We start from the raw sequence: 24,612 nt of genomic DNA on the forward strand, positions 1-24,612 counted from the left end.
CCTTGCCTTTCGCCTGGGCGCGCTGTTCCCTTGGCGCATCATTTGATCACCCAGGGATTTGACATGCCTCTCAAGCTTTATCTCGCCGGCCCCGAAGTCTTCCTGCCCGATGCTAGAGGCGTGCTCGACGCAAAGGCCGCCCTGACCCGCGCTTATGGCTTCGAGCCGATCTGCCCCGGCGATATCGAGATCGAGCCAGCCCCGACAAGACACGAATTCGGCCTGAAGATCAGCGCCGTCGACGAAGGCTTCATGAACGCCGCCGATGGCGTCATCGCCAACCTGACCCCGTTTCGCGGCATTGCGGCGGATCCCGGCACGGTCTTCGAACTCGGTTATATGTGCGCCTCGGGCAAGCTGGTCGCCGCCTATACCAATGTCACCGACAGCCATTTCGCCCGCACCAAAGCCTGGTATGGCACCGAACTGACGGTCGACGAACACGGCCGCAAGCGCGGCCCTGACGGCCATTCGCTCGAGGATTTCGAAATGATCGAGAACCTCATGCTTCACGGCGGCGTCACCCGCCGCGGCGGCCATATCGCCATCCACGCCGCCAGCCCCGACCGCCTCTACCACGACCTGACCGCATTCGAACAATGCCTGAAGGCGCTGGCCGAACGCGGGTAAAGCTTCGCAGTATTCGGAATTTACCCCTCACCCTGACCCTCTCCCCGCAGGCGGGGCGAGGGGACGCAAGGCCTGACCACAATCGTCCTTCTCCCCGTTCACGGGGAGAAGGTGGCGGCAGCCGGATGAGGGGCGGTGCCGGACGGATAGATTCGGACGATGAGCGGCCAATGATAGCCCGTGCCGCCCGAGCTGCTGGGCCTTCATCAGCCCAACATCAAAGTTCCGGCCCTTGATGCGGTTGGTAATCCTCCCGGATCTTATCGCTCAGGACGAAATCGAGGCCGGCTTCAACGCTGATCCGGCGATAGAAATCGGCGGCCGACTCGCGTCCGGTCTGGCGTGTCTCATAGGCCTCCAGCGCCCGTACGACGATATCGGCAATTGAACAATTTTCCCGCCGCGCCGGCCGGTGGGCGAGGTCGCGCGCCCGGGAACTGCGAACGGACAGTTGCGGTTCTGCCATGACGGATCTCCTTCAGCCCCCAATCTGGGCGTTTTCTCGTCAGTCATCAAGACGGCAACTGATGGTGTGCCGACCGCCCGCTTGCCGCATTTCCCTGCCTTTTCACGGCTTGCCAAGCCGCATCGCCAATGCTCCGTTGCGGTTGCAAAAGGAATCGTCATGAACCAGCATGTCACGCCACAACGTAAGCTCGGCGCCAGCTTTTATCGTCTCTGGCTGTCGAGCGGACTGGCCAATCTCGCCGATGGCGTCGGCATCGTCGCCTGGCCGTGGCTCGCCTCGCTGATCACCCGCGATCCGCTGGCAATCTCGATGGTGGCCGCAGCCCAGAAACTGCCATGGTTCCTCTTCGCTTTGCCGTCCGGCGTCATCACCGACCGGCTGGACCGCCGCAAGCTGGTGGTCGCCATGGATTTCGCCCGTTTTGCGGTCCTGATAATGCTGGCCGCAGCGCTTTTGCTCCCCGGCCTGCTGCCGCAAGACCCGATATCCGACTTCCCGACAGCCCCGCTTTACTGGCTGCTGCTCGTAGCTGCCCTGTTGGTTGGTTTTGCCGAAGTGCTACGCGATAATTGCGCCGTCACCCTGATGCCGGCGATCGTGCCCTTGGAGCGGCTGGAAACGGCGAACGGTCGTATGGGCAGCCTCGAAGTGCTGATGAACATGATGATCGGCCCGCCGCTCGCCGGCCTGCTGATCGGCCTCGCTTTGCCGCTCGCCTTCGGCCTCTATGGCCTGGCTTTCGCCTTTGCCGGCATGCTGGTCCTCTCGATCCCCGGCCGCTTTCGCGCCGAACGGGCCGCGCCGCGCCACTGGGTTACGGAAATGCGTGAAGGTGCCGCCTATCTCTTCCGCCACCCGCTGCTGCGCGATCTGGCGATCGGTCTCGGCGCCTTCAATGCGGTGGAAAACATGCTGCTGATCGGGCTTGTTCTGTATGCCCAGGAGGTCATGGGCCTCAATTCGACGCAATATGGCCTGCTGCTCACCGGTGCCGCCGCCGGCGGCCTGCTCGGCGGCCTGTTTGGCGAACGCGTTATCCGCCGCCTCGGCGCATCCGCCTGCCTGCGGCTTGCCATCGCTGCGTGCCTCTTGCAGGCGCTGGTCACGCTGCTCTTGCCGTATTTTGTCGCCGTCTGGCTTGCACTGATGCTCGCCAGCCTCACCGGCATGATCTGGAACATCATCACCGTGTCGCTGCGCCAGCGCATGATCCCGCCGCATCTGCTCGGCCGGGTCAACAGCGTCTACCGTTTCTTCGGCCTCGGCACCATGCCGCTCGGCCTGATCATCTCCGGCCTGAGCGTCACCATCGCCGAGGGCTTCATGCCGCGCAGCCAGGCGCTGGCCGCCCCGTTTGCCCTGGGTGCCGTCCTGGCGCTGCTATTGCTGGTCGGCATATGGAAACGCGTGTCGCCAAAGGCGCTGAGGGATTTCAGCGGTCGGTGACCCGGTCGTCGCGGCGGCGCCAGATGGGGCAGCACCTGGCGAAACAGTGAGCGCAAGACGCACTTGAAGGCGGTTAGAAACCACAAAGCTTTGCACATATTTGGTTAGGCTGGATGATCAATCAATCAATCAATCAATGGTTGATCGGTCGGTGCCTTTGCGAGGTTTTGCTGATGAGATTTAGTTTCTTCCTCTGCTGGTTCATCTTGTGCGGCATTTGCCTGGTGGGAGCCCTGGTTCCATTTGTCGGCGCCGTCTTCATCTTGCTCATGCCATTCATCCTTGGCACTTTGGCTGCACTGGGCCTGCTTGCCGTCTTCCTCGATGTGCTGATCCGACGGTTGCATATTGCTTTTCTCGTTTTGCCGGTTGGTGCGCTCGTCTGGTATTATGGTCTGGTGGTTTTCGACCAGCTGGATCTTCGTCGTATTCGCGACGAGATCGCTGCGCAAAATCCAATGACAATCGCCGCGTTTGATCCGAGCGCGCATGACCTTGTGTTGCCGGACGCACAGCGCTTCGTCCGCTTGAATGCGATTGCAACAGCCTACGATGAAAAGCAGAGCTTGTTCGAAAAAGAGTTTGCGCAGATCAGCGCGTTGAATGGCGATGACTGCAGCATCGTTGCCGATTTCATCAAGACTGTGCCGGGTAGCTGGGCGGATGTTTCGCCGGGCATATTCGGCGCGGTCTGTGTTGTGACCGTTCCCGGAAAACCGGCCAGACCGAATGTCAGGATCACCAGACAGCACTCGCTCTACAAGGACAACCCGCAACTCCAGGCAAGCGGCCTCCAGTTGAGCGGTGCCAATGGGCCGGTGATGACGTTGATTGACCGGGTGTCGGTTGATGCCTATCCCCCGATCCCGGTTCTTCTTCTGGGTTGCATGTCGATGACCGAAGGTCAGCCACAATGCTATTTCGGTCCGAAGAAACGGCCCCGCACACTTGAAGTGATCAATCCGTCAATCGACCGCGATCTCTATCCCGAGCCGGAGAATATCCTGCTTGGTATCCCCGCCAGGAAGAGTGGCGAGGGACCGTTTGCAGACCGGGAAACCGTGATGGCCGCGATCCGTAACGCGGCCGCCGGACGGTAATCCACCACCTCACGCCAGCGGTTCAAACACCATCGAGTGACCGTTGATGCAGTAGCGCAAGCCGGTCGGTTTCGGGCCGTCGGGGAAGACATGGCCGAGATGGCCGCCGCAATTGGCGCAGCGGATTTCGGTGCGCACCATGCCATAGGCGGTGTCGCGATGTTCGGTGACGGCGCCGGGCTTCACCGGTTCGAAATAGCTCGGCCAGCCGCAGCCGGCGTCGAATTTCGTGTCCGACACGAACAGCGGTTCGTCACAGGCGGCGCAGCGATAGAGGCCCTTGTCGGTCGTGTCCCAATAGGGGCCGCTGAAGGCGCGTTCGGTGCCGTGCTCGCGCAGAATCCGGTATTGCTCCGGCGTCAGCTGCTCGCGCCATTCCTCGTCGCTCTTGGTGATCTTCGGTGCGGTTGTGCTGTCGCTCATGATGCGCTCTCCAACTGGAATTTCGGGTGGATGGCCGGCGATCCGGCCTCCGTTGTTCTATAGATAGGACGGCGAGGCGGTTGCGGCAAATCCTCGTGCACGCAGGCGTCGTCGTGTCGCGGCGGAAATTTCGCCTTTCGCTTTGCCGGCACCGTCAACGCACGGCACAAAAGGCGGTTTGACCAGAGGAAACCGGGGGTTGACACCTCCGTGATCGCATTTTGGTCCGTTTTTGCTTGAGACGACGGCCCCCATGTCCTAACACGGAGCCTCCTTGCATCGTCGCCAAGTTCACCATCGAACGACCGCCCGGGGAGGTGGAATGCCTGTTATGACCGGCGATCTGACTTGGATCGCAATGTTGCTGCCCTTTGCCGGTGCGCTTGTCGCCCCCTGGTTGACCGCACGGCTCGGCGCGTCCGCAGCCTGGCTGCTGGCCCTGTTCCCGGCGCTTGCCTTCCTGCATTTCATCGGCTTCTTGCCGGAAATCGCCGCAGGCGAAGTGGTGACCGGCGGTTACGCCTGGGTGCCGAGCCTCAATCTGTCCTTTTCCTGGTTCCTTGACGGCCTGTCGCTGACCTTTGCCCTGTTGATCACCGGCATCGGCGCGCTGATCGTGCTCTATGCCGGCGGCTACATGAAAGGCCATATCCAGCAGGGGCGTTTCTTTGCCTATATCCTGCTGTTCATGGGTGCGATGCTCGGCGTCGTCGTCTCCGACAGCCTGCTGATGCTCTTCGTCTTCTGGGAATTGACCTCGATCACCTCCTTCCTGCTGATCGGTTTCGACCACAGCCGCGAGGCCGCCCGTCGTGCAGCCCTGCAGGCACTGGTCGTCACCGGCGGCGGCGGCCTGCTGCTGCTCGCCGGCCTGATCCTGATCTGGAACATCACCGGCGTCAGCCAGTTGTCCTTGCTGCTGCATATGGGCGACACGCTGCGCGCCAGCCCGTTTTATCTGGCGGCCCTGTTCCTCGTGCTCGGCGGCGCCTTCACCAAGTCGGCCCAGTTCCCGTTCCATTTCTGGCTGCCCAACGCCATGGAAGCGCCGACCCCGGTCTCGGCCTATCTGCATTCGGCCACCATGGTGAAGGCCGGCGTCTATCTGCTGATGCGGCTCAATCCGGCCATGGGCGGCACGCCAGCCTGGGAAATCCTGCTGCCCTTCTTCGGCGGCGTTACGCTGATCGTCGGCGCGGTGCTGGCCATCCGCCAGACGGACCTGAAGCTGATGCTCGCCTATACGACGGTCGCCTCGCTTGGCCTGTTGATCATGCTGACCGGCTTCGACACGCCTTATGCGACCGAGGCGGCGGTTCTCTATCTGGTGGCCCATTCGCTGTTCAAGGGCGCGCTGTTCATGGTCGCCGGCGTGATCGACCATGAAACCGGCACCCGCGACATTAGAAAGCTGAGTGGCCTGCGCCGTGCCATGCCGGTCACCTTTGCCGCAGCACTGGTTGCCGCCCTGTCGATGGCCGGCCTGCCGCCGCTGTTTGGCTTTCTTGCCAAGGAAGAGATCTACACGGCCCTTGCCGGCACAAATCCGCGCGCCGTGGTCTTCACCGCCGTTGCTATTTTCGGCAATGCGCTGATGTTCGCCATTGCCTTCGCCGTCGGCCTGAAGCCGTTTGTTGGTCCGCTGGCAAAGACCCCGAAACACGCCCATGAGGGTCCGGTCCTGCTCTGGCTCGGGCCGTTGAAACTGGCTGTCCTCGGCCTGGTGCTGGCGGTTTTCTCGCCTCTCACCCATTGGCTGATCTCATCGCCGATGGCGAGCGCCATCGATGGCGAGGCGCAGATCGTCTCGATCAGCCTGATCCCGCATCCCGGCGTTCCGCTGGTCCTGTCGCTGCTGACGATCGCGCTTGGCGTGTTTGTCTATCGCTATCTCGACCGCGCCCGCGCTCTGGTTGCCGAACTGCTCGACGCCATCGGCGCCGGCCCCGATCGCGGCTTCGATCAAGCGATCAGCGGCCTGGTCAAGCTGTCCTTCCATGTCACGCGCAGGCTCCAGGGCGGACGGCTGGAAGTCTATATCACCAGCACCTTCGTGCTTCTCGCCGTCGTCCTGCTCGTGCCGCCGATTGTCTATGGCGAGTTTCCGGGTCTGCCGGCATGGCCGGCGAACCTGCGCTTCCACGAGCTGGCCATCTTCGCCATCGCCGTCATCGGCGTGCTTGCGGTCCTCACCGCCAAGGACCGCCTGACCGCGATCGTCTGCCTCGGCATCCAGGGCTTTGCCATCGCCGTCATCTTCCTGCTGTTCGGCGCGCCGGACCTGTCCTTCACTCAGTTCATGGTCGAGACCCTGTCTGTCGTCATCCTGGCGCTGGTCATGTCGCGCCTCCGGCTGTCGCCCTCCGATCACCGTCCGCTCTGGGCCACGCTCAGCGATGGTGCCGTGGCGGTTGTCTGCGGCACGGGCTTTGCGCTGCTGTTGATGGCGGCCACCGAAATGCCGTTCGACAACACGCTCACCGAATTCTTCAACACCTATTCCAAGGTGATCGCCCACGGCGCCAATGTCGTCAACGTCATCATCGTCGACTTCCGCGGCGTCGACACGCTGGGCGAGATCTCGGTGGTGATGATCACCGGCCTGTCGATCCTCGCCCTGATCCGCGTCCGCACCCGCCCGGCGGTCGCTGGAGTGGCAGCAGTCGCCAAGGTTGCCGGCGAACCGGCAGCGCCGGCCGCGAAGAAAAAGAAGGGGGCGAAGAAATGAACACCCTGATCTTCCGCACCGTCGCGCCGTTCCTGACCGCGCTCATGCTGCTGTTTTCGATCTTTGTCCTGCTGCGCGGCCACAACGAGCCCGGCGGCGGCTTCATCGGCGGCCTGATCGCCGCCTCCGCCTTTGCCATCTACGGCATCGCCTTTGGCGTCCAGGCCGTGCGCCGCGCCCTCTATTTCCATCCGATGTCGATCGCCGGCTGCGGCCTCCTGGTCTCGACCCTGTCCGGCTTCGTCTCGGCGCCGCTCGGCCTGCCGTTCATGACCGGCGTGTGGATCTATCCGACGCTGTTCGGCGTCGAGGTGCCGCTCGCCACCGTCGTCTCCTTCGATGTCGGCGTCTATCTCGTCGTGCTCGGCGCCTTCACCTCGATCGCGCTGGCGCTCGAAGAAAGGGACGACGGCTGATGGAAGCGCTGTTTGCAGTCCTGGTCGGCATCTTCTTTGCCGCCGCCCTCTATCTGATGATGTCCAAGCATATCATCCGCGTCCTGCTCGGCGTCGTCCTGCTCGGCAATGCCGTCAACCTGCTGCTGTTCACCGCCGGCCGGCTGACCGCGGAAGTCCCGCCGATCATTCCGGCCGGTAGCGACACGCTGGCCATGAGCGCTGCCAATCCGCTGCCGCAGGCGCTGATCCTGACGGCGATCGTCATCTCGTTCTCCTTCTTCTGCTTCCTGCTGGTGTTGACCTACCGCGCCTATCAGGACCTCGGCACCGACGACACCGACGACATGCGCGTCGCCGAGCCGAAGGATGAACCCATGCCGCCGATGGGATATTGATGATGGCTACACCGTCCACCCCGATCGACCTGTCGCTGGCGCTTGTCATGGATCCGGCAACCGCCGGACAATGGCTGGCGATCCTGCCGATGGGGCTCTGCCTCGGCACCGGTGCGCTGCTGATGATGATCCGCCATCGCATCACCTGGCATCCGCCGGTGGCCCTTGCCGGTCTCGCCCTGCTGGTACTTGTCGATGTCCTGCTGCTGTCGAAAGTCCTGGCCGACGGCCCGCTGACCATGATGATGGGCCGCTGGCGCCCGCCGTTCGGCATTGCCATCACGGTGGATCTCACCGGCGCGTTGCTGGCGCTGGCGGCCGCCATCGTCGCCTTTGCCGCAGCCCTCTATGCCGAGGTCGATATCGACAACAGCGGCCGCCGCTATGGTTTCTATCCGCTGCTGATGGTGCTGATGGCCGGCGTCTCCGGCGCCTTCCTCACCGGCGACATCTTCAACCTTTATGTCTGGTTCGAGGTTCTGCTGATCTCGTCCTTCGGCCTTTTGATCCTCGGCTCCGAACGCGAACAGATCGACGGCGCGCTGAAATATGCGGTGCTCAACCTGATCGCCACGACGCTGTTCCTGATCGCTGTCGGTTATCTCTATGCGATCTTCGGCACGCTCAACATGGCCGACATCGCGCTGAAGGCGCCGGAACTGTCGGGATCCGCACCGCTGATGACGCTGTCGGCCCTCTTCGTGTTCGCCTTCTCGATGAAGGCGGCGGCCTTTCCGGTCAATTTCTGGCTGCCGGCCTCCTATCACACGCCGCGCGTCGTCGTGTCCGCGCTGTTTGCCGGCCTGCTGACCAAGGTCGGCGTCTATGCGCTGCTGCGCGTCATGGTCATGCTGCTGCCGATCGAGCGCGAGGCGCTGAGCCTTGTCATCGCCATCGTCGCAGCCCTCACCATGATCCTCGGCGCCATGGGAGCGCTCGCCCAGACCGACATCCGCCGCTTTATGGGCTATATCGTCATCGCCGGCATCGGCAACATGATGGCCGGCATCGCCATCGGCGGCGAAGCGGCGATCGGGGCTGCGATCTTCTATGCGCTGCATTCCATCCTGCTGATGACGGCGCTCTATCTCGTCGTCGGCGAGGCGGCCCGCATCGGCGGCAGTTTCAGCCTGGCGAAACTGGCCGGCCTGTGGACATCGGCACCCGCCTTTGCCGCCCTGTCGCTTGCCCTGTTTTTTGCCGCCAGCGGCCTGCCGCCCTTTTCCGGCTTCTGGCCGAAGGCGCTGCTGGTCAAGGCTTCGCTCGATATCGGTGCCTGGTGGCTGGCTGGCGCCGTGCTGCTCTCGGGCTTCCTGTGCACCATCGGCTTCGGCCGGCTGTTCCTGCTCGCCTATTGGCGCCCGGCTCTGGCGACCGGCCCCGAGGCTACGGTTGCCGCTTCGGGGCAGGGCACCTTCGTTCCGCCGCCGCCGGTCCCCCGCACAAGTCTGTGGCGCAGCGCGCCGATCCTGCTGCTTTCTGTGTTTGTCGTCTGGTTCGGCCTGTTTCCCGATCCGCTGATCGTCGTCAGCCAGCAGGCGGCGGCTGGTCTCTCCAACCCGGCCGCCTACATCCTGTCTGTCTTCCCCGAGAAAGCTGCGCCATGAGCCTGTTTGCCATCAGCGTCATCATGACCGCAATCTGGGCCGCCGTCAGCGAAAGTGCGGCCCTGCACAATCTGCTGCTCGGCTTCGTGCTTTCGCTGGTCATCCTCAGCCTGCTGCGCGAGCAATTGCTCGACGGCGCCCCGCCCAATCGCACCCTGCGCATCCTGTCGCTGGTCTGGCTGTTCCTGGTCGAACTGGCCAAGTCCGCCTGGAAGGTCGCCGTCATGGTCTGCCGGCCGAAACTCGACGTGAAGCCCGGTATCTTTGCCTATCCGCTGACCGTCACCAGCGATCTCGAGATCACTCTTCTGGCCAACCTGATCACACTGACCCCCGGCACGCTGTCGGTCGATGTCTCGGATGATCGCAAGACGCTCTATGTCCATGCCATCGACTGCGCCGACCCGGAGGCCGCCCGGCTGGACATTGCCAATGGTTTCGAACGCAAGATCCGCGAGGCCTTTGCATGATCACCCCTGGCCTGATTGTCGACTATGCCTCCGTCTTTGCCCTGCTGGCGCTCGGCATCGCCTTTCTGCTGACGGTCTACCGCGCCGTCGTCGGCCCGACCCTGCCGGACCGGATCATCGCCCTCGACATGCTGGTCGGCATCGTCATCGGCTTCATCGCGGTGATCGCGCTGCGCTCCGGCTATACGCTCTATATCGACATCGCGATCTCGCTCGGCCTTGTCGGCTTCCTGGCAACGGTCGCCTTCGCCCGGTTCATTCTCGCCCGCGGTTCGGTTGGCGAAGGAGAGACACATGATTTCCGTGGAATTCGCACCGATCCCGCAGCACAACCTGTATTAGAAAAGCCGCCCCGCCCGGCAAAGCAGGCAAAACCCCGCGTCAGCCGCAGCAAGGAGGCCAAATGATCGATTTTCTTGTCGCGATCCTGATTGCCGCCATCATCATTGCCGGCGCGCTGTTTTCGCTGGTTGCCGCCATCGGGCTGAACCGCCTGCCGGATCTCTACACCCGCATGCATGCAGCCTCGAAGGCAGGCACTGTCGGTTCCGGTCTGCTGCTGATCGCAGTCGGTCTGCATTCCGGCGAATTCGCGATTTTTATCCGTGCCTTGGCCGGCTTCCTGTTTTTCATCCTGACAGCCCCGGTATCGGCGCATCTGCTTGCCCGCGCCGCCCACAAGGTTGGCTACAAGCTATCGGCTGTATCATTGCAAGACGACATGAACAAAAAACTGTCATAATGGTCTCCCAGGTTATTTTAGCAGATCCTGTGCAATCTGTGGGCGGTAAAGACCGGGTTGTTCAAAGCAAAATCAGAGTAAAGCCGCTTTATACCCGTGACATCTAGTAGAAATATCGGGTGGACATTTGCGCAGGGAGTGCTAATCCACTGATACGATGCTTATTCGCTGTATTCGTTGAGTGACTGCTGGTTTGAGCCAATGATTACCACTTGGTAATATTCAGGGCGATGACAGCATTGACTGCGGCGCAGGACGGGACGGTTTGGGGCTGGACCGGGAGATAAGCGCGTTTTTGGGGTGGTTAATCGTTCCGGGACTGGTCGATAGGCGACCGGTAGGAGCGCACATAATTGACTCAAGTTGGGTGCGGCGGCTGCCAACGACGAGATGAACAGGAGAATGAAATGATTGAAGTACAACAGGGCCCGGGCCAGCAGCTGCTGGTCGAGCTGACGGCCGATATTGTTGCGGCCTATGTCAGCCATCATGTGGTGCCGGTTGGCGATCTGACCAATCTGATCGCCGATATCCACCTGGCCTTGAGCAATACCTCGTCGCCCGCGCCCGTGGTGGCCGTGGTCGAAAAGCCGAAGCCGGCTGTCGCCGTGCGCAAGTCGGTCCAGGACGATCACATCGTCTGCCTGGAATGCGGCGGTTCGTTCAAGTCGCTGAAGCGTCACCTGATGACCCATCATTCGCTCGGCCCGGAAGAATACCGCGAGAAGTGGGATCTGGCTGCCGACTATCCGATGGTTGCCCCGGCCTATGCCGAGGCGCGTTCGCGTCTCGCCAAGGAAATGGGTCTCGGCCAGCGCCGCAAGCGCGGCAAGTAAGCATTCAGAGACGATCCGGCGGATAAGCCGAACAGGAACCGGGCCAGAGGTCCGGTTTTTTGTTGTCCGGATCTGTGAAAATAATCCCATTCTGCCTTGTTTGTTGACATCACGATCCGACATGCCGGCCAGCCATTGCGGCAAGTTCCGGCAAAATTTAGCAATAGGAAGTCTGTTTTATATCTCCGGGAACTATGAATTTTCCCGCCGTTGCCGATTGCTGATCGATGTCTCCCTCAAAATATACGGGTATCTTTCCATCCAGACTCTGCTATCAATATAGGAAAATAAACCTACTGTTGGGGTTGCCGATGTCTAGTCTCTCCGAACCTGAACCACACCCGCTTCCCGATGACGCACCGGATTGCCTGGCCCAGGCGAGGCCGCTGACCCCGGAGCGACGGCTGCTCTGCATGGTGGTCCGCCAACTTGCCATCGAGCTTTTGACCGCCGTCGGCTTCGACGCCGAGCGCGACGGTCGTCGCCGCGCCACCAATCATGTGCGCCAGATCGCCATGTATGTCTGCCACGTCGCCTATTCCATGCCGATGGTCGAGGTTGCCGAAGCCTTCGGCCGTGACCGCACCACCGTCCGTCATGCCTGCCGCATGGTCGAGGACCGCCGCGACGATCCGGCCTATGACGGTTTCGTCGCCATCGTCGAGCGCATGGCCTGCGCCGTCGTCCTCGTCGCCGGCCCGAGGCCATGACCGGCGCCATGACCGAGGCCATGACCGACCCGAAACCATGACCGGCGAGACACAATGCTGCCCGCCGAAGCCCGCCCGTACACGTCGGCAAACACCGGGCTGAAAGAGACGCCCGTCCAGCAGATACGCCAGCAGAACAATGACAGCGAGGAGATCCCGATGACGAAGACTCGGCCATCCGCCATCCGCCAGGCAACCCACGACATCAGCCTTGACACGAGCCCGAGCCCCAACCCCGGCGCGAAAAGCAGCGTCAACAAAGCCATCTCCACCGGCTTCAATCCCGGCGACCGCAAGCTGGTCCGCCGCCTGCTGCGCCTGGCGCTCGACGGCCCGCTAAGCTTGTCGGCCGAGGCGCAGGCCCGCCCGGCGGTCATGGCCGGCGGCCGGACAATCGCCGACGTCGATCCGGCCCTGCTGCGCCGGCTGGTGGCCGATGGCCTGCTGGTGCCTGTATCTGAGGGCTATGCCGCCACGGGCGAGACCGCAAGCTGGCTGCGCCGTGCGCTGACCGATGCGGCATCGGAGCCCTTCCTCGATCAGCACCGCGTGCTGGAGACGGTAACGTTGAAGGAGCCGGATGGCCGCCGCAGCGTGCGCCGCAATCTGGCCGAACAGCCGCTCTTCCCCCTGCTGCGCCTGAAGGACAGGCAGGGCCAGCCGTTTTTGCCGGAGGACGCGGTGCGCGCCGGAGAACGGCTGGCGCAGGATTTCGAGCGCGGCGGCCTGCAGCCCCGCATCACCGCGTCCTGGGAGCCGCGCCTGTCCAGCCGGGCGAGGGGGCAGGCGCCGTCGTCCGCCGATCTCTCCGACATGGCGCAATCCGCCCGCCGCCGTCTGGCCGCCGCCGTCGCTGCCATGGGGCCGGAGCTGTCCGGCGTCGCGCTTGATGTCTGCTGCTTCGGCAAGGGACTGGAAACGGTCGAGCGCGAACGCCAGTGGCCGGCCCGCTCGGCCAAGCTCATGCTGCGCGCCGCCCTGCTTGCGCTCGCCCGCCACTACGCCCCGCCGTCAACGCAGAACGTCCAGCACCGCCCGCGTCACTGGGGCGAGGAAGGCTACCGGCCTGAAATTCCGGGTCTGAGCAGATGAAGGGCGTCAGCGATTTTTGCCTTTTCGTCCTGATCTGGGTTCGATTGTGTCCAGCGCATCCGTCGGGTCAGGCTCGACATTCGCCACTCTGTCCAGGATGGCCAACGCCGCATTCGCGTCGCCACGCCCGGCACGTGCCTTGAGGGCCATGATCGCCCTGCGGTGGCCGATGCCGTCGGTAACCAGCGCGGTCAGCAACTGGTTAAGCGAGACATTGTCCTCGGAAGCAGCCTGCCGGACTTCGTCCATGACATGCTCGGGCAATCTCAAAGGATAGGTGCTCATCGATCGGTACTCCTCGTCGCCAGTTGTCTCGCGATATCAAAGCACATCAACCGGCTTTCACACCAGCCGGCGGGCCGCTTCCTCGCGGATCCGCTGGATCATCGAGCGCAGGCCGTTGGCGCGCTGGGCCGACAGATGCTCAAGCAGGCCGATCTGCTTGAACAGCTCGATCGCGTCGAATTCGACGGCTTTCGAGGCCGTCTTGCCGGAATAGGCGGCGAGCACGATGGCGACCAGGCCACGCACGATGAAGGCGTCGCTGTCGCCGCGATAGGTCATGACCGGATCGGCGCCATCGCCCGAGGAGGTCGCAAGCCAGACCTGGCTGGCGCAGCCCTGCACCTTGTTGTCGGCGCTCTTGTCGTCGTCGGCAAGGTCCGGCAACGCCTTGCCGAGCTCGATGACGAACCGCATCCGGTCCTCCCAGTCGTCGAGATAGGCAAAATCGTCGATCATCTGTTCAAGCGTCGTCATGGCACACCGGGTCTGTTCCTGCTGCATGCCATATAGGCGAAGCGCCCGCCGTTTTGAACCGTCTCCGTCACATGAAAAAAAGAAAGCCGCGAGGCAGTTAACCTCGCGGCCCGGCAAAATGCCAAAGGGACAGTTTAGGACAGGCAGACAGGCATCCGCACAACCGTCACGGGGACGGTCGCTCTGATGCAAGAGGGGTGGGGCAAGGGCCCCGAATTGGGCAATGTTCGAAACGATCTGCTGCAGGCTCGGCTTGCGCTGATGTTCCGGACGGTTGAAGGGTCGGCAGCCTCAAAGCTTCGGCGGCGTATAGGGTTTCGGCAGGTTCTTGTTTGCCGGCCGCGGTGTTGGCACCACGGTGCCGGTCACGATCGCTGCCGTGTCGAGGTTTTCGGACAGGTCGACCGGCATCGGATCGAGCGCCTGGCTGGTCGCGGTTTCGACCGCCGGCTTGACGATCTCGACGCGGCCCTTGGCCGGCAGCGGAACTTCGCTCGTGCCGTCATCGGTAAACTGCTGGTCGAGCAGCTGGAAGGCAACCAGGGCGCCTTCGCGGGCCCGCTGACCGAGAGCCTGGAAGGTCTCCTTGCCCTTTTCGCAGACCTCAGGCTTCTCGACGCAGATTGCCGAGACATACTGGTAGGCATCCGTTGCCGCCGTGATCGCATCGCCCATGACGAGGCGCGGTCCGCCGGCGGTTTCCTCCTGCGGCGGATTGCCGAAGAACGACAGCACCACCAGTGCCATGGAGCAATAGAAAGTTCCCTTGATCAGAAACCACATTGTCGTCACCAAATCCCTGTTGCCGGTCGTTGCCGGACCTCTCGGGTTGCTTCCCGAATTCGTGATTTGAACCTATCGCTGAGTCGCAAAGATCGCTTTTCAGAACCTGTTCGGCTTTGAGACAAGATTGATTAAAATGCCAGCTAAGTCGCGTTTTTGTAGCCTTTGTCTCAAATTGTAACGGTGGCTGTTAAGCATAATTGTGGCGCCCGCCCGACAATCCCGCAGCTTTTGGCAGACGCGATCGACACAAGTGTTAACGCGACTGTGAAAACTCTTGGAAATCCGTTGCTTACGCCCGATTAACCATAAAATTGAAAGCCCGGTCCGGCTGTTCTGTTTCGGGTCAGATGAGCCAATTCCGGGCCTCAAGCAGGCCTCGCCTTATCGTTTCCTTAAGCGCGTGAAGCCTATTGTCGGGCTCGAAAAGACGAAAATGAGTCTCGGATTTCCCGCGTGTTTGTATTGCGTAAAAATGTGGATGGACTGACGGCGATCATCGATCGCCTGGCTGCGCGATGCCTGCCGCGCCAGTCCCATGGACGCACGGCCGATGCCGCCGAAATCCGGCTGATGCGCAAGCTGACTCTGGCTTTCCTGCCGGCCCTGCCGATCGTGCCCGCCGCCGTCTCGCTGACCTTCGGCGCCGCCATCGGCCTGCCGCTCGGCTTTGGTCTCGTCGCTGCCCTTTATATGATGGCTGCCGTGGCGTTGATCGCCGGCCGCCGTGTCGGCGCTGAAAGCGCTGCCAATCTTGCTGCCGCCGCACAGTCTGCCGACGCCGGCTCGCCCTACGATCTCTGCCCCGGCCTGTTCCTCGGCCTGGATGCAGCCGGTCTGGTGCGCACTGCCGGTGGCCGCGATCGCCAGATGTTTGTCTCGTTCCTGCGCGAACCCCTGTCGCGCCCCTTCGTCGATCAGGTGCATGTCTCCGACCGTCTGTCCTTCATCCAGGCGCTCGATGCGCTGCGCCAGGGGGCAGACGCTGTCGTCATCGACCTTCGCCTCGATCGCCCGGTTCTCGGCCTCGACCACACCCAGTTCCTCAATGTCCGCATGGACATGACCGCCGTTCGCTGTGCCGATGGCGCGCTGACCGGCGTCCAGGCGCAGATCCTCGACATCGAGGGCGAGATGCAGATCCGCGACACCGTCAGCGTCAAGGAAAACGAAGCCGTTGCCGCGCATGAGGCCAAGAGCCGGTTCCTCGCCGCCGTCAGCCACGAATTGCGCACGCCACTCAATGCCATTCTCGGCTTTTCCGACATTCTCGCCGGCGAATATTTCGGCAAGCTCGCCAATGATCGCCAGCGCGAATATGTCCAGCTGATCCGCCAGTCGGGTGCCCATCTCCTGTCGGTGGTCAACACCATGCTCGACATGTCGAAGATCGAGGCCGGCCGCTACGAGCTGCTGCTGGAACCATTCGCCATTGCCGAAACCGTCACCGAATGCGAGCGCATGCTGTCGCTGCAGGCGACCTCCAAGGGCGTCAAGCTGACCAGCCGCCTGCCGCGCGGCCTCGGCGAGGCGGTCGCAGATTCCCGCGCGCTGCGCCAGGTGATCATCAATCTCGTCGGCAACGCCATCAAGTTCACCGACAATGGCGGCGCCGTGATCATCGATGCGAGCCGGACCGACACCGACCTGGTGATCAGCGTCAGCGATACCGGCATCGGTATGGCGCCGGAAAAGCTGAGCATGCTCGGCCGGCCGTTCACCCAGGTTCACGACGACCTCAACCGCACTTACGAGGGCACCGGCCTTGGCCTGTCGCTGGTCAAGGGGCTGATCGCCCTGCATGGCGGCACATTCGCGATTACCAGCCGCCCGGGCGAAGGGACTGTGGTTACCGTCACTCTGCCGGTTGACGGCTCGGGCGCTGTCGCGCAGGCTGAGAATGAAGATAATATGGTCGAGTTTCCGCCGCGCCTGACCGCGCAGCCGGTGGCTCGCAGAAGGGAAGGCAAAGAGATCGCGTATGACCAAGCGAACGCGAAAATCGCCTGAGAAGAAGAAAAAGCCTGCGCAGCACGCGCTTGGCCTTCTTTCCGCCGGCGTGGCCGTGCTTGCGCGGCTTGCCGGGCGCCATCCGCGCCTGGTGGGCGGTTTTGCCGTGTTTGGCGTTGTCTTCGGCACCGTTGCCGCCAATGCGCTCTGGTACCAGCCCGGCCAGCATCCGTCGCCTTTCCTGCGCACCCGCGATGCGACAAATTTCAGCGCCCTTGCCGGCGTCGGCCGTGCCCAGCATCTGCCCGAACAGCCGCATGCCAATGTCACCACCTTCAAGATCGCCCGCGAGGGCGAGGAGGGCCTGGACGCAGAGACGACAGCACCCGCGGCTGCACCCGTTGACGGCAGCGCCACTGTGGCAGCGGTCACGCCGGCCGTAGCGACTCCGGAGACAGCAACCCTGACCGCGGCCCAGGCGCCGGCAAGCGACTGGCCGGCAGCAACCGGCGAGACGGCCGTGCTCATCCGCGATGTCCAGGCCGAACTTTCCCGCCGCGGCCTTTATGACGGCGAGGCCGATGGCGTCATCGGACCACGCACCGAAACCGCCATCGCCGTCTTCCAGAAATCCGTCGGCATGGAGCCGAATGGCCTGGTCAGCGCCGAACTGGTCGCAGCGCTCAGGGTCGATCGCAGCGTCACGGCAGCCGTGCCCGCCCAGCGCCCGACGCCGGATCTGGTCCGCGAGGGTGCCGCCGTTGATCCTGTCGCTGCCGCGATCCGCCGTGCCGAGACCCAGGTCGTCAACGCGCCGCGTCGAGCGGTCGCCAAGCCATCCGCGCCGACGCCGGTTCCCCCCGGCGAGATCCGCGCCACGCAAGCAAGGCCGGACACGCAGCTGCCGGTGCAGCAGGCGAGTTTCGATCCGGGTCTGGTGATGGAAATCCAGCGCGGCCTGTCCAACATGGCCTATAGCGATGTCACCATCGACGGCGTGCCCGGCGAACAGACCCGCAATGCCATCCGCCGCTTCGAGCGCCACTACAAGATGGCCGAGACCGGCGAACCGAGCGCCATGGTTCTGAAGAAGCTGAAGTCGATCGGCGCGCTGTAAACTCTGGCTTATTGATCCATCTCAGTCTCGCCCGTGACCGACGAAAGTCGAAAAGACGCTTAAAGACCTCGTTAACCATAACATGGCCACTATTCCTCACCGGAGGAGAGACCAGGCCATGAACGCTGTAAACGGCATTCCTCGCCACGAGGATGAAGTGGCAGCCGCATCGACAGGTGCGGATGCCGAAACCTTGAAGCATATTGTCAGCCGTCTGGCCGACGAGGCGTCGAGCCTGGGCATCGATATCGTCGATATCGCCGGCGCCATTCAGGACGTTGCCCTGATCTCACGGCGCCATTCCGGCACTTTCGACCAGGTCACCCGCACGGCGCTGTCGATTGCCGAAACCAATCGCGATGTCGCCACCTCCTTGCGCGAAACCGATGAGACCGCCGGCGAGGCCCGTCGCATGCTGAGTGAATCGGCCAGCCGCCTGACCGGCGCCGTCGGCAAGATCGATCACATGGTGGCGGCCTCCGAAGAGATCGGTAGCGAGATCGGCACGTTTGCCCGCTCGCTTGCCGAGGTCGACAAGGTCGCCGAGGAGATCGGCGCGATCGCCCGCCAGACAAACCTTCTCGCTCTCAACGCCGCCATCGAGGCGGCGCGGGCAGGCGAGGCGGGCAAGGGCTTTGCCGTCGTCGCCAGCGAAGTGCGCACGCTGGCATTGCAAACCTCGCAGGCCACCGGCGCCATCCAGCAGACGCTGGGCGTGATCCACACCAAGATCAGCCGCCTCACCGAAGCCGGCCAGGGAGCAAGCGCCAGCGCAACCGACGTGCGCCAGACATCGCAGGCGTTGAACGGCTCCTTCGGTGCGATGGAGCAGGTGATTACCCGCATCCTCGACGGGTCCTCGGCCATGGCGCGCACGACCGATATGGTCGACCGCCAGTGCGCCGAATTCGTCGCCACGCTGAACACCATGGCGGGCGAGGTCAAAGGCTCGGACGCAGCCCTGCAGAATGCCGCCGGCCGGGTCGACAAGGTGGTCGCACTGTCGGAAACCCTGATCCAGCTGACGGCAAGCGCTGGCATCCGCACAGCCGACAGCGAATGGATCGACACGGCAACCGCGGTCGCTGCCGATATATCTGCCGTCTTCCAGCACGCGATCGACAATGGCCGGATCACCATGCAGGCACTGTTCGACCGCAACTACCGGCCGATCCATGGTACCGATCCGGTGCAGATGATGACGGCCTTTACCGATTTCACCGACCAGGTCCTGCCGGCGATCCTCGAGCCGGTCGCCGCCATCAGCGAACGCATCGGCTTCTGCGCCCCGGTCGACGAAAACGGCTACCTGCCGACGCATAACAAGAAGTTCTCCGCCCCGCAGCGCCCCGGCGATACCGTGTGGAACACCGCCAATTGCCGCAATCGCCGGATCTTCAACGACCGTGTCGGCCTCGCCGCCGGCCGCTCGACCGCCCCGTTCCTCGTCCAGACCTACCGGCGCGACATGGGTGGCGGCAATTTTGTCCTGATGAAGGATATCTCCGCCCCGATCACCATCGCCGGTCGGCATTGGGGCGGCTTGCGACTGGCGGTGAAGGTGTAGCCCGTCATCCCGCTGCCCATCGGCCCGCATTGTCCCGGTTGACGTGATCGGGAGACCGCAGGACGTTGCCAACCACCTTCCCATCCGCCCTGACATCGCCTACACCCGTGCCATGCGCATCCGCTCCGACATCTTCGTTTCTGCACTGACCCGCCGCGTCTTTTCCGCCGGCGGATTTGCCGCCGTGGTCGAGAAGGGCTCGGACGCCTCCGGCGCGATCTTCATCCGCCAGCGCTTTCGCGACGGGCTGGAAACGCTCTATGGGCCGGCGCCGCAATCGATGGTGATGGTCGAGGACCGCGATGACCGGCAGTTCGAGATCCGCCTGGCGCGCGCCGAGGCCGAGGCGGTCAGCGATCTGATCGCCCGCGAACAGCGCTTCGACAGCGATCTGTGGCTGGTGGAAATTGAGGTCGACGATATCGGCGATTATGTGCCGCTTGCTGCTGGGCAGAACTGAAACCTGTCTGCCCCGGCTGTCCGGCCTCATGAAATCCCGAGGATTCAGGCGAACATTTAGTCTAGAATGGGACAGATCGAGTGATTTACCGGAGATGAAGCATGTTCACCCATGTCATGATTGGAAGTAACGACCTGGAGCGCGCGAGAAGCTTCTACGACGCCACGTTTGTCGCATTGGGGGGCAAGCCCGGCGAGATGGATGCGCGCGGCAGGCTGATCTACCTCCATGAGGGCAGCCGGCTGATGATCACGAAACCGATTGACGGCAATCCGGCGACTGCAGCCAATGGTGGGACGATCGGTATCGCCGCGGCAAGCCGCGACCATGTTCTGGCGTGGTATTCCGCCGGTACCGCGCATGGTGGCAAGGCGATCGAGAGCCCACCCTCGGAGCGTCCGAACGGGGCATTCGTCGCATATCTCCGCGATCCTGATGGAAACAAACTGACGGCGCGGTCTCAGCCGACGATATGAGATAGCTGTGAGCAGTGCCTAGCGCTTACGTGCCCGGAGCAACTGGCGGCCAAGCTCGTCGCCGACCGGCTTGCGTGCTGCGACTGGCGGGCTGGGGGCTACAGTCATCCTTGGACTATTGCCGGCCACCGGCACGCGCATATCGTCGTCACCGGTCTCGCCACTTGTCCCAAATGTATAGCTGTCGGCCCGCTGCCAGCTGTCGATGCGCGCTTCGCAGTCATGCGGATCGAGGCTGGAAACCAGCCGGTCGGCGCGGCTGATGCCGCCTTCGGCCCGCGCCAGATGCGGGTAGATATGTTCGAGCACGAAGACGATCTCGGCCAGCGGCATGGCGACGCCGACCAGGGTCGTCGCCAGCTGACGGCCGGAAATGTCGAGCAGGATGCGCTCGGCAAGCCAGCGGCTCGACGACAGCAGATCCGCAAGCGTCGTGGCGAAATGACCACCCTCGTGGCTGCGGGCAAAACGGATGAGCAGGGCGGCCTGCATCTGGCTGACGGTCCGTCGTCCCAGCCGGTCGCTGTCGGGCGGATTGAGATGATGGGCGAGCCGCTTGATCTGGAGGCGCAGTTCTTCCTCGCGCGCCAGGCGCTCAACGTCGGTCGGCGGCGGCGCAATCTGCATCTCCGTGCGCCGCACGTTCGGCATCGCGGTGGCAACGGGGTCTGTGCTTGTCTCTGTATCGGCAATGACGGCCGCCTGGGTCACGGCCGGTTCGCGCGCCGGCTCGCTGTGGCGCAGGCCGACCAGCGCATCGATCACGGTCGGCGAAAGCTTCTCGCGCTTGACGATCGCGCGCGCATGGTCTGCCCCTTGCGTGCGGGCGATCATCACCAGCATCTCGTCGGTCAGCGCGGGCGAGGCGGCGAGAAACGGTGCGGCAATGGCGATCGGCTGGGTGGCGATGAACACGGTGATCGCCATCGGCAGGTTCGGGCTCTGCGACAGCGCCGCCACGGCTTCGCGCCGCGCCTCGATGGTCGAATTGGCAAACAGCGGCTGGAACAGCTCGGCAAACAGTCGAAGTTCCGACTTGCCGGGAAAGGACAGCGCCTGAAAACTCGTGACCGTGGCCATCAGAACAACGTCCTTTTTACGCACGCTGATGGGCTTTTCCAGCTCCCGAAACCGATCGTTCACGACAAACCCACCCCAACGCAATACAACTATGGCTCAGTTTAGAACGAATTTGTTAGCAAGCTGTTAACTAACCTATGGCTTGATCAACAAACGCGGATGGCGCTGGACGGCGATTCGCGTACTGTTTAAGATATTAGGAATATGCGTGCCCCTGAGTAGAGTGGGCCAGATCCACGACAGGAGGGGCGCGTCAGAGAAAGGCGCAGATGACCCCGGATTGTGCGAAATCTTCCGCGACACGACCCGGATTGTGCCAGCCCTCCTAATCGGGGGCAGGGTGAAATTGATCTTTTCATCCGTCTCGACTGCTCAATGGAGACGAGGCATGGCGGAAATCATCAGAATGACGGACAGGCTCGATCTGTCGCGAACCCGTGAACAGCCCGAGGGCCGCAAGGCGGAAATCCTGCTGTTTACCGGCATTCGCTACGAGCGCCGCGAAAGCGCACAGATCCCGACCACCCGCAAGAACAAGCCGCGTGTGCCGGCTTTGCCCAAGCCGCGCGAACAGAATGTCACCTCGGACGTGATGCCGTTCTGAGAAACAGACGACCTGCTTTGCCGCCGTGCGCGCCTGGCCGAAGGCGCAAGGATCACCGCCCGGTAAACGGCAGGCATTCTGCCTCGGCGAGAAATTCGCGCGCTTCTGCCTCGAAACTCGGCTGCGCCACCATGCTGCGCAACACCGCATAACCGGTCGTGCCGCGATGCTCCACCAGGATCGTCTGGGCCAGCGCCGCAATCGGCGTCTTGCGCAATTGCGCGATCTGCACCGGCGTCGCCAGAAGTACGTCGACATCGCCAGCAACCGAGGTCCGGTCGTTCATCGAGAACACCTCGTTGGAATCCTTGTCATACAGCGAAATCGACCAGAAGCTGCCGCTGCCCAGCGCCACCAGCGACAAAGGCTGCCGGCTGATGTCGAAATGGCAGACCGCCACCCGCATATAGGGATCGAGGCTCGACAGCCCCGTTGCGTCCGGCTTGACCTCCAGCCGGTGGAAGAGGAAGGGCGCGCCCTCGGCCACCACCCGCGTATAGGCATCCTTGCCGGTGAAATGCGGAATGCCGAGAATGATGATGATATGCAGAAGCACCGCGCCGAAGATCCCGGTGATGACGGCGTAAAGCAGCTTACTCATTGCCGCACCCGAGCGTTTCGATCCCCGGCATGTCGAGGCCGATCAGCCCCGTCGAGCCTGCAGCCGGCGTGTCGAGCAGCGTCAGCACCAGCGAAAACGCGCCGGTATCGGGCAGAGCCAGCCAGTTGCCGGCCTTGGCTGTCGGCGAAATCGTCACCGAAAACGTGCCGTCGCGCTGGCGCAGCACGGTCTGCGAATTCAGCGATGCCGGCAGGTCGGCACCGGCGGTAAGCGGCAGGCCGTCGCTGTCTGCGGCATAGAGCGTCCAAAGCCGCGCCGTCGGCGTGCGGCCGGAAAGCGTGTAGCTGCAGGTGCCGGTCAGACGCTCGCCGCTGTCGTTGGACGACGCGGTAAAGGTCAGCCCCTCGGCCGAACCATAGAGCAGCCGCCCGGCTTTCGCCCGATGCGCCTTGGCATAGGGATCGGCCTCGGCCGTCTGGGCGGCGGGAAACGCCGACCACACGCCGATCCGGATCGCCCCGAAGCCGACAGAGGCATTCAGCGCCGACAGCGAAGACAGGATGCCGCCGCCAAAGGCGATGATCAGGGTGAGCGCAATGAGCAGGGGGACACGAAACACGTCTCGTCAGATACCTTGTTCGACCTTGCCGGCAGACAGCCGGACTTGGCGGCTAGCGGTATCACTGATTCGCCATCGGGAAAAGGCAAGCCGCACATCCCGTCAGCCCATCCTGCCCCGGTTGCCAGCCTCCGTCCTGCCCTTGAAGGAGCCGGTGAGGGACCCCGTGAGGGGGCCTTTGATGAAGCCGTTCATGGAACCGATGGCGGCGCGAACCGTTGTTGAGCCAGACACGCCCGTCTTGAAACATGTCTTAAAGCCGTCTTCCAGCAAGACACGAAACACCAGGAGAACGATCATGCGCAACAGGCTCATTCTGGCCGCCGCCGCCACGCTTTTGACGCTGTCGGCATCCGCCAATGCCCAGGAAACCGTCATCATCCAGCAGGCCCCGGCACCGGCCCCGCAGACCGTCGTCATCCCCGGCGAGGTTCGCACCTATGTCATGGAGCAGCAGGTCCAGTCCGTGCCCTACGAGGGCGATGTGCTGATCGGCCGCGTCATCGACGGCCCGGTCGAACTCTACCCGGTCGATGGTTATGACGGCTATTCCTACACCGTCGTCAACGAACGCCGGGTCATCGTCGACCCGCAGACCCGCGCCGTCGTCCAGATCCTCGACTGACCAGATCCTCGACTGAGTGGACGTCCCAACGGGCTAACCACGCGCACGATCTGCCAAAGGCCGATGTGCCAGAGAACGATTGGAAGCCCGGTGCCATGCGCCGGGCTTTTTGCGTGGCAATGGCCCGAAGTCATGCCCGGATCGTTCTGATGGAGCCCTGTGATGAAGTGTTGTAGTCAAGCCTGGCGATCAAGACCGCCGGCGAAGACCAATACCGAGGACCAATGCCGAAGACCGGTAAAGTCCGGCGCTCACCAGCTGCCGGAAAGCGCATTGCCGGTCAGCGGGATTTCCTTCAGCTTGCCATGCCTGTCCTTCGACGAGATAGCGCTCGCCATATGTTTCGGCGAGCGGCGAAACCATTGCGCGGCCACGGTTGCGAGATCGCCGAGCAGAGCGTGTTTGTGCCATGCGGCAAAGCGCCGGGCGCTCGCCTCCGGCTCCGACTGGTAGAAGAAGTCGCCCGACTGGTTCAGCGCATTGATGTCTGAAGCCATCGATGAAAGCGGTTTCTGGAACATCTTCGATGGCAAGGACAACTCGCGCGCACTTTCGGCAAACGCCGGCGCCATGAAATCGATAGCCCAGCCATCCGCCTCCACCCAGCAATGAAAGTTCTCGCCAGCCCCCGTCACATGCCCGTCGTCTCGGTGATCGGCAAACAGGATCAAGGTTCCGCCGAGATTATAGGCCGCAAGCCCGCTCTTCGGCACGGCATTGACCTTGTAATGCTGCTTGAGAATGAAGGCGCCGAACGTGGCGAAATACATCCCCGCCACCGCCGGATCGGCATTCTCGTTGACCAGCAGGCTGTTGATGACCCGGTAGATCCGCTGGTAGTCGCTCTGCTTGATCAACATGGTGGTCACCTGTGCCTGGGGTATGTTGAGGGATTTTTCGCTTTCTGTAGGCGAGGGCGGCAAGGATGTAAACGGAGGTGGGGGGCGAGCGGCGGGGTGTTGGT

Annotated in this window: 29 protein-coding genes; 20 read left to right on the top strand and 9 right to left on the bottom strand. The window is 63.0% G+C overall.

Translation table 11 applies throughout. The features are described 5' to 3' along the window. Positions 1-63: 63 nt before the first annotated feature. Positions 64-630 (top strand): nucleoside 2-deoxyribosyltransferase, encoded by a 567-nt coding sequence (locus tag GVK95_RS05700; RefSeq protein WP_159947363.1) that lies wholly within the window; start codon positions 64-66, stop codon positions 628-630. A 217-nt stretch (positions 631-847) separates the two neighbouring features. Here the strand turns inward: GVK95_RS05700 and GVK95_RS05705 are convergent, their stop codons facing one another. Then, the gene (locus GVK95_RS05705) at positions 848-1,096 is read right to left on the bottom strand and encodes a plasmid stabilization protein (RefSeq protein WP_159947365.1); all 249 of its coding nucleotides are present in this window, start codon (positions 1,094-1,096) and stop codon (positions 848-850) included. Between the two features lie 159 nt (positions 1,097-1,255). Between GVK95_RS05705 and GVK95_RS05710 the strand changes: the two genes are divergently transcribed. Both GVK95_RS05710 and GVK95_RS05715 read left to right on the top strand, forming a co-directional pair. Then, complete coding sequence (locus GVK95_RS05710; protein WP_159947367.1) at positions 1,256-2,545, top strand: MFS transporter; 1,290 nt, start codon at positions 1,256-1,258, stop codon at positions 2,543-2,545. 173 nt (positions 2,546-2,718) lie between these two features. Then, positions 2,719-3,645, top strand: a complete 927-nt coding sequence (locus tag GVK95_RS05715) for a hypothetical protein (protein WP_159947369.1) — start codon at positions 2,719-2,721, stop codon at positions 3,643-3,645. Positions 3,646-3,654: 9 nt separating this feature from the next. Here the strand turns inward: GVK95_RS05715 and msrB are convergent, their stop codons facing one another. Next, a complete protein-coding gene (gene msrB, locus GVK95_RS05720; RefSeq protein ID WP_159947371.1) occupies positions 3,655-4,068 on the bottom strand; it encodes a peptide-methionine (R)-S-oxide reductase MsrB in 414 nt (137 codons plus the stop codon). 331 nt (positions 4,069-4,399) lie between these two features. On the opposite strand from msrB, the gene GVK95_RS05725 reads away from it, so the two are divergent. The 10 genes from GVK95_RS05725 to GVK95_RS05770 all read left to right on the top strand — a co-directional run bounded on the left by GVK95_RS05725 (position 4,400) and on the right by GVK95_RS05770 (position 13,046). Continuing rightward, the gene (locus tag GVK95_RS05725; protein ID WP_159947512.1) at positions 4,400-6,796 is read left to right on the top strand and encodes a putative monovalent cation/H+ antiporter subunit A; all 2,397 of its coding nucleotides are present in this window, start codon (positions 4,400-4,402) and stop codon (positions 6,794-6,796) included. Further along, entirely contained in the window at positions 6,793-7,212 is a 420-nt protein-coding gene (locus GVK95_RS05730) for a Na+/H+ antiporter subunit B (RefSeq protein WP_159947373.1), read from the top strand. The genes GVK95_RS05725 and GVK95_RS05730 overlap by 4 nt, the downstream gene beginning before the upstream one ends. After that, a complete protein-coding gene (locus GVK95_RS05735) occupies positions 7,212-7,589 on the top strand; it encodes a Na+/H+ antiporter subunit C (RefSeq protein WP_007598093.1) in 378 nt (125 codons plus the stop codon). The genes GVK95_RS05730 and GVK95_RS05735 overlap by 1 nt, the downstream gene beginning before the upstream one ends. Before the next feature lie 2 nt (positions 7,590-7,591). Beyond that, positions 7,592-9,196, top strand: coding sequence for a Na+/H+ antiporter subunit D (locus GVK95_RS05740; RefSeq protein ID WP_200844205.1), 1,605 nt, complete (start codon positions 7,592-7,594; stop codon positions 9,194-9,196). Beyond that, a complete protein-coding gene (locus tag GVK95_RS05745) occupies positions 9,193-9,666 on the top strand; it encodes a Na+/H+ antiporter subunit E (RefSeq protein WP_159947377.1) in 474 nt (157 codons plus the stop codon). Before GVK95_RS05740 ends, GVK95_RS05745 begins: the two co-directional genes overlap by 4 nt. Further along, on the top strand, positions 9,663-10,073 hold the full coding sequence (locus GVK95_RS05750) for a cation:proton antiporter (protein WP_200844206.1): 411 nt from the start codon (positions 9,663-9,665) through the stop codon (positions 10,071-10,073). Before GVK95_RS05745 ends, GVK95_RS05750 begins: the two co-directional genes overlap by 4 nt. After that, on the top strand, positions 10,070-10,408 hold the full coding sequence (gene mnhG / locus GVK95_RS05755) for a monovalent cation/H(+) antiporter subunit G (RefSeq protein WP_159947379.1): 339 nt from the start codon (positions 10,070-10,072) through the stop codon (positions 10,406-10,408). Before GVK95_RS05750 ends, mnhG begins: the two co-directional genes overlap by 4 nt. Before the next feature lie 407 nt (positions 10,409-10,815). Continuing rightward, positions 10,816-11,244, top strand: coding sequence for a MucR family transcriptional regulator (locus tag GVK95_RS05760; RefSeq protein WP_159947380.1), 429 nt, complete (start codon positions 10,816-10,818; stop codon positions 11,242-11,244). Between the two features lie 311 nt (positions 11,245-11,555). Then, positions 11,556-11,954 (top strand): helix-turn-helix domain-containing protein, encoded by a 399-nt coding sequence (locus tag GVK95_RS05765; RefSeq protein WP_159947381.1) that lies wholly within the window; start codon positions 11,556-11,558, stop codon positions 11,952-11,954. Positions 11,955-12,113: 159 nt separating this feature from the next. After that, the gene (locus GVK95_RS05770) at positions 12,114-13,046 is read left to right on the top strand and encodes a DUF6456 domain-containing protein (RefSeq protein WP_244618646.1); all 933 of its coding nucleotides are present in this window, start codon (positions 12,114-12,116) and stop codon (positions 13,044-13,046) included. Between the two features lie 6 nt (positions 13,047-13,052). On the opposite strand, the gene GVK95_RS05775 is transcribed toward GVK95_RS05770, so the two are convergent. The 3 genes from GVK95_RS05775 to GVK95_RS05785 all read right to left on the bottom strand — a co-directional run bounded on the left by GVK95_RS05775 (position 13,053) and on the right by GVK95_RS05785 (position 14,588). Continuing rightward, complete coding sequence (locus tag GVK95_RS05775; protein ID WP_159947382.1) at positions 13,053-13,331, bottom strand: hypothetical protein; 279 nt, start codon at positions 13,329-13,331, stop codon at positions 13,053-13,055. 57 nt (positions 13,332-13,388) lie between these two features. Next, positions 13,389-13,805, bottom strand: coding sequence for a SufE family protein (locus tag GVK95_RS05780; protein WP_159947383.1), 417 nt, complete (start codon positions 13,803-13,805; stop codon positions 13,389-13,391). 291 nt (positions 13,806-14,096) lie between these two features. Continuing rightward, a complete protein-coding gene (locus GVK95_RS05785) occupies positions 14,097-14,588 on the bottom strand; it encodes a DUF5330 domain-containing protein (RefSeq protein WP_159947384.1) in 492 nt (163 codons plus the stop codon). 456 nt (positions 14,589-15,044) lie between these two features. On the opposite strand from GVK95_RS05785, the gene GVK95_RS05790 reads away from it, so the two are divergent. The 5 genes from GVK95_RS05790 to GVK95_RS05810 all read left to right on the top strand — a co-directional run bounded on the left by GVK95_RS05790 (position 15,045) and on the right by GVK95_RS05810 (position 20,158). Next, the gene (locus GVK95_RS05790; RefSeq protein WP_159947385.1) at positions 15,045-16,598 is read left to right on the top strand and encodes a HAMP domain-containing sensor histidine kinase; all 1,554 of its coding nucleotides are present in this window, start codon (positions 15,045-15,047) and stop codon (positions 16,596-16,598) included. Then, entirely contained in the window at positions 16,570-17,655 is a 1,086-nt protein-coding gene (locus GVK95_RS05795) for a peptidoglycan-binding protein (RefSeq protein ID WP_159947386.1), read from the top strand. The genes GVK95_RS05790 and GVK95_RS05795 overlap by 29 nt, the downstream gene beginning before the upstream one ends. A 118-nt stretch (positions 17,656-17,773) precedes the next feature. Further along, a complete protein-coding gene (locus GVK95_RS05800; RefSeq protein ID WP_159947388.1) occupies positions 17,774-19,222 on the top strand; it encodes a methyl-accepting chemotaxis protein in 1,449 nt (482 codons plus the stop codon). A 112-nt stretch (positions 19,223-19,334) separates the two neighbouring features. Next, positions 19,335-19,682, top strand: a complete 348-nt coding sequence (locus tag GVK95_RS05805) for a DUF1491 family protein (RefSeq protein WP_159947518.1) — start codon at positions 19,335-19,337, stop codon at positions 19,680-19,682. A gap of 101 nt (positions 19,683-19,783) precedes the next feature. Further along, positions 19,784-20,158 (top strand): VOC family protein, encoded by a 375-nt coding sequence (locus tag GVK95_RS05810; protein ID WP_159947390.1) that lies wholly within the window; start codon positions 19,784-19,786, stop codon positions 20,156-20,158. Between the two features lie 18 nt (positions 20,159-20,176). On the opposite strand, the gene GVK95_RS05815 is transcribed toward GVK95_RS05810, so the two are convergent. Then, entirely contained in the window at positions 20,177-21,238 is a 1,062-nt protein-coding gene (locus GVK95_RS05815) for a DUF2336 domain-containing protein (RefSeq protein WP_159947392.1), read from the bottom strand. Positions 21,239-21,626: 388 nt separating this feature from the next. On the opposite strand from GVK95_RS05815, the gene GVK95_RS25015 reads away from it, so the two are divergent. Beyond that, positions 21,627-21,842: a hypothetical protein gene (locus GVK95_RS25015; RefSeq protein WP_200844225.1), complete on the top strand. Its 216-nt coding sequence runs from the start codon at positions 21,627-21,629 to the stop codon at positions 21,840-21,842. A 52-nt stretch (positions 21,843-21,894) separates the two neighbouring features. On the opposite strand, the gene GVK95_RS05820 is transcribed toward GVK95_RS25015, so the two are convergent. After that, entirely contained in the window at positions 21,895-22,443 is a 549-nt protein-coding gene (locus tag GVK95_RS05820) for a DUF1254 domain-containing protein (protein WP_159947394.1), read from the bottom strand. Next, positions 22,436-23,023 carry a DUF1214 domain-containing protein gene (locus GVK95_RS05825; RefSeq protein ID WP_159947396.1) on the bottom strand — a complete coding sequence of 196 codons (588 nt, stop codon included), beginning with the start codon at positions 23,021-23,023 and terminating at the stop codon, positions 22,436-22,438. Before GVK95_RS05825 ends, GVK95_RS05820 begins: the two co-directional genes overlap by 8 nt. Positions 23,024-23,321: 298 nt before the next feature. On the opposite strand from GVK95_RS05825, the gene GVK95_RS05830 reads away from it, so the two are divergent. Then, positions 23,322-23,648, top strand: a complete 327-nt coding sequence (locus GVK95_RS05830; protein ID WP_159947398.1) for a DUF1236 domain-containing protein — start codon at positions 23,322-23,324, stop codon at positions 23,646-23,648. Positions 23,649-23,899: 251 nt separating this feature from the next. Here GVK95_RS05830 and GVK95_RS05835 read toward each other — a convergent pair whose 3' ends face one another. Continuing rightward, entirely contained in the window at positions 23,900-24,508 is a 609-nt protein-coding gene (locus GVK95_RS05835) for a DUF2026 family protein (RefSeq protein WP_159947400.1), read from the bottom strand. Between the last annotated feature and the right edge of the window lie 104 nt (positions 24,509-24,612).

Origin of the sequence: Rhizobium sp. 18065, from assembly GCF_902706095.1 — a bacterium.
GTDB lineage: Bacteria > Pseudomonadota > Alphaproteobacteria > Rhizobiales > Rhizobiaceae > Allorhizobium.

Excerpts from the sequence above, each read along its gene's own strand:
- GVK95_RS05700 (WP_159947363.1), top strand. The coding sequence starts at position 64 with ATGCCTCTCAAGCTTTATCTCGCCGGCCCCGAAGTCTTCCTGCCCGAT.
- GVK95_RS05715 (WP_159947369.1), top strand. The coding sequence starts at position 2,719 with ATGAGATTTAGTTTCTTCCTCTGCTGGTTCATCTTGTGCGGCATTTGC.
- GVK95_RS05780 (WP_159947383.1), bottom strand. The coding sequence starts at position 13,805 with ATGACGACGCTTGAACAGATGATCGACGATTTTGCCTATCTCGACGAC.
- GVK95_RS05710 (WP_159947367.1), top strand. The coding sequence starts at position 1,256 with ATGAACCAGCATGTCACGCCACAACGTAAGCTCGGCGCCAGCTTTTAT.
- GVK95_RS05800 (WP_159947388.1), top strand. The coding sequence starts at position 17,774 with ATGAACGCTGTAAACGGCATTCCTCGCCACGAGGATGAAGTGGCAGCC.
- mnhG (WP_159947379.1), top strand. The coding sequence starts at position 10,070 with ATGATCGATTTTCTTGTCGCGATCCTGATTGCCGCCATCATCATTGCC.
- GVK95_RS05745 (WP_159947377.1), top strand. The coding sequence starts at position 9,193 with ATGAGCCTGTTTGCCATCAGCGTCATCATGACCGCAATCTGGGCCGCC.
- GVK95_RS05810 (WP_159947390.1), top strand. The coding sequence starts at position 19,784 with ATGTTCACCCATGTCATGATTGGAAGTAACGACCTGGAGCGCGCGAGA.
- GVK95_RS05705 (WP_159947365.1), bottom strand. The coding sequence starts at position 1,096 with ATGGCAGAACCGCAACTGTCCGTTCGCAGTTCCCGGGCGCGCGACCTC.
- msrB (WP_159947371.1), bottom strand. The coding sequence starts at position 4,068 with ATGAGCGACAGCACAACCGCACCGAAGATCACCAAGAGCGACGAGGAA.
- GVK95_RS05815 (WP_159947392.1), bottom strand. The coding sequence starts at position 21,238 with ATGGCCACGGTCACGAGTTTTCAGGCGCTGTCCTTTCCCGGCAAGTCG.
- GVK95_RS05740 (WP_200844205.1), top strand. The coding sequence starts at position 7,592 with ATGGCTACACCGTCCACCCCGATCGACCTGTCGCTGGCGCTTGTCATG.
- GVK95_RS05830 (WP_159947398.1), top strand. The coding sequence starts at position 23,322 with ATGCGCAACAGGCTCATTCTGGCCGCCGCCGCCACGCTTTTGACGCTG.
- GVK95_RS05750 (WP_200844206.1), top strand. The coding sequence starts at position 9,663 with ATGATCACCCCTGGCCTGATTGTCGACTATGCCTCCGTCTTTGCCCTG.
- GVK95_RS05770 (WP_244618646.1), top strand. The coding sequence starts at position 12,114 with ATGACGAAGACTCGGCCATCCGCCATCCGCCAGGCAACCCACGACATC.
- GVK95_RS05805 (WP_159947518.1), top strand. The coding sequence starts at position 19,335 with ATGCGCATCCGCTCCGACATCTTCGTTTCTGCACTGACCCGCCGCGTC.
- GVK95_RS05765 (WP_159947381.1), top strand. The coding sequence starts at position 11,556 with ATGTCTAGTCTCTCCGAACCTGAACCACACCCGCTTCCCGATGACGCA.
- GVK95_RS05835 (WP_159947400.1), bottom strand. The coding sequence starts at position 24,508 with ATGTTGATCAAGCAGAGCGACTACCAGCGGATCTACCGGGTCATCAAC.
- GVK95_RS05760 (WP_159947380.1), top strand. The coding sequence starts at position 10,816 with ATGATTGAAGTACAACAGGGCCCGGGCCAGCAGCTGCTGGTCGAGCTG.
- GVK95_RS05775 (WP_159947382.1), bottom strand. The coding sequence starts at position 13,331 with ATGAGCACCTATCCTTTGAGATTGCCCGAGCATGTCATGGACGAAGTC.
- GVK95_RS05785 (WP_159947384.1), bottom strand. The coding sequence starts at position 14,588 with ATGTGGTTTCTGATCAAGGGAACTTTCTATTGCTCCATGGCACTGGTG.
- GVK95_RS05795 (WP_159947386.1), top strand. The coding sequence starts at position 16,570 with ATGACCAAGCGAACGCGAAAATCGCCTGAGAAGAAGAAAAAGCCTGCG.
- GVK95_RS25015 (WP_200844225.1), top strand. The coding sequence starts at position 21,627 with ATGGCGGAAATCATCAGAATGACGGACAGGCTCGATCTGTCGCGAACC.
- GVK95_RS05730 (WP_159947373.1), top strand. The coding sequence starts at position 6,793 with ATGAACACCCTGATCTTCCGCACCGTCGCGCCGTTCCTGACCGCGCTC.
- GVK95_RS05820 (WP_159947394.1), bottom strand. The coding sequence starts at position 22,443 with ATGAGTAAGCTGCTTTACGCCGTCATCACCGGGATCTTCGGCGCGGTG.
- GVK95_RS05725 (WP_159947512.1), top strand. The coding sequence starts at position 4,400 with ATGACCGGCGATCTGACTTGGATCGCAATGTTGCTGCCCTTTGCCGGT.
- GVK95_RS05735 (WP_007598093.1), top strand. The coding sequence starts at position 7,212 with ATGGAAGCGCTGTTTGCAGTCCTGGTCGGCATCTTCTTTGCCGCCGCC.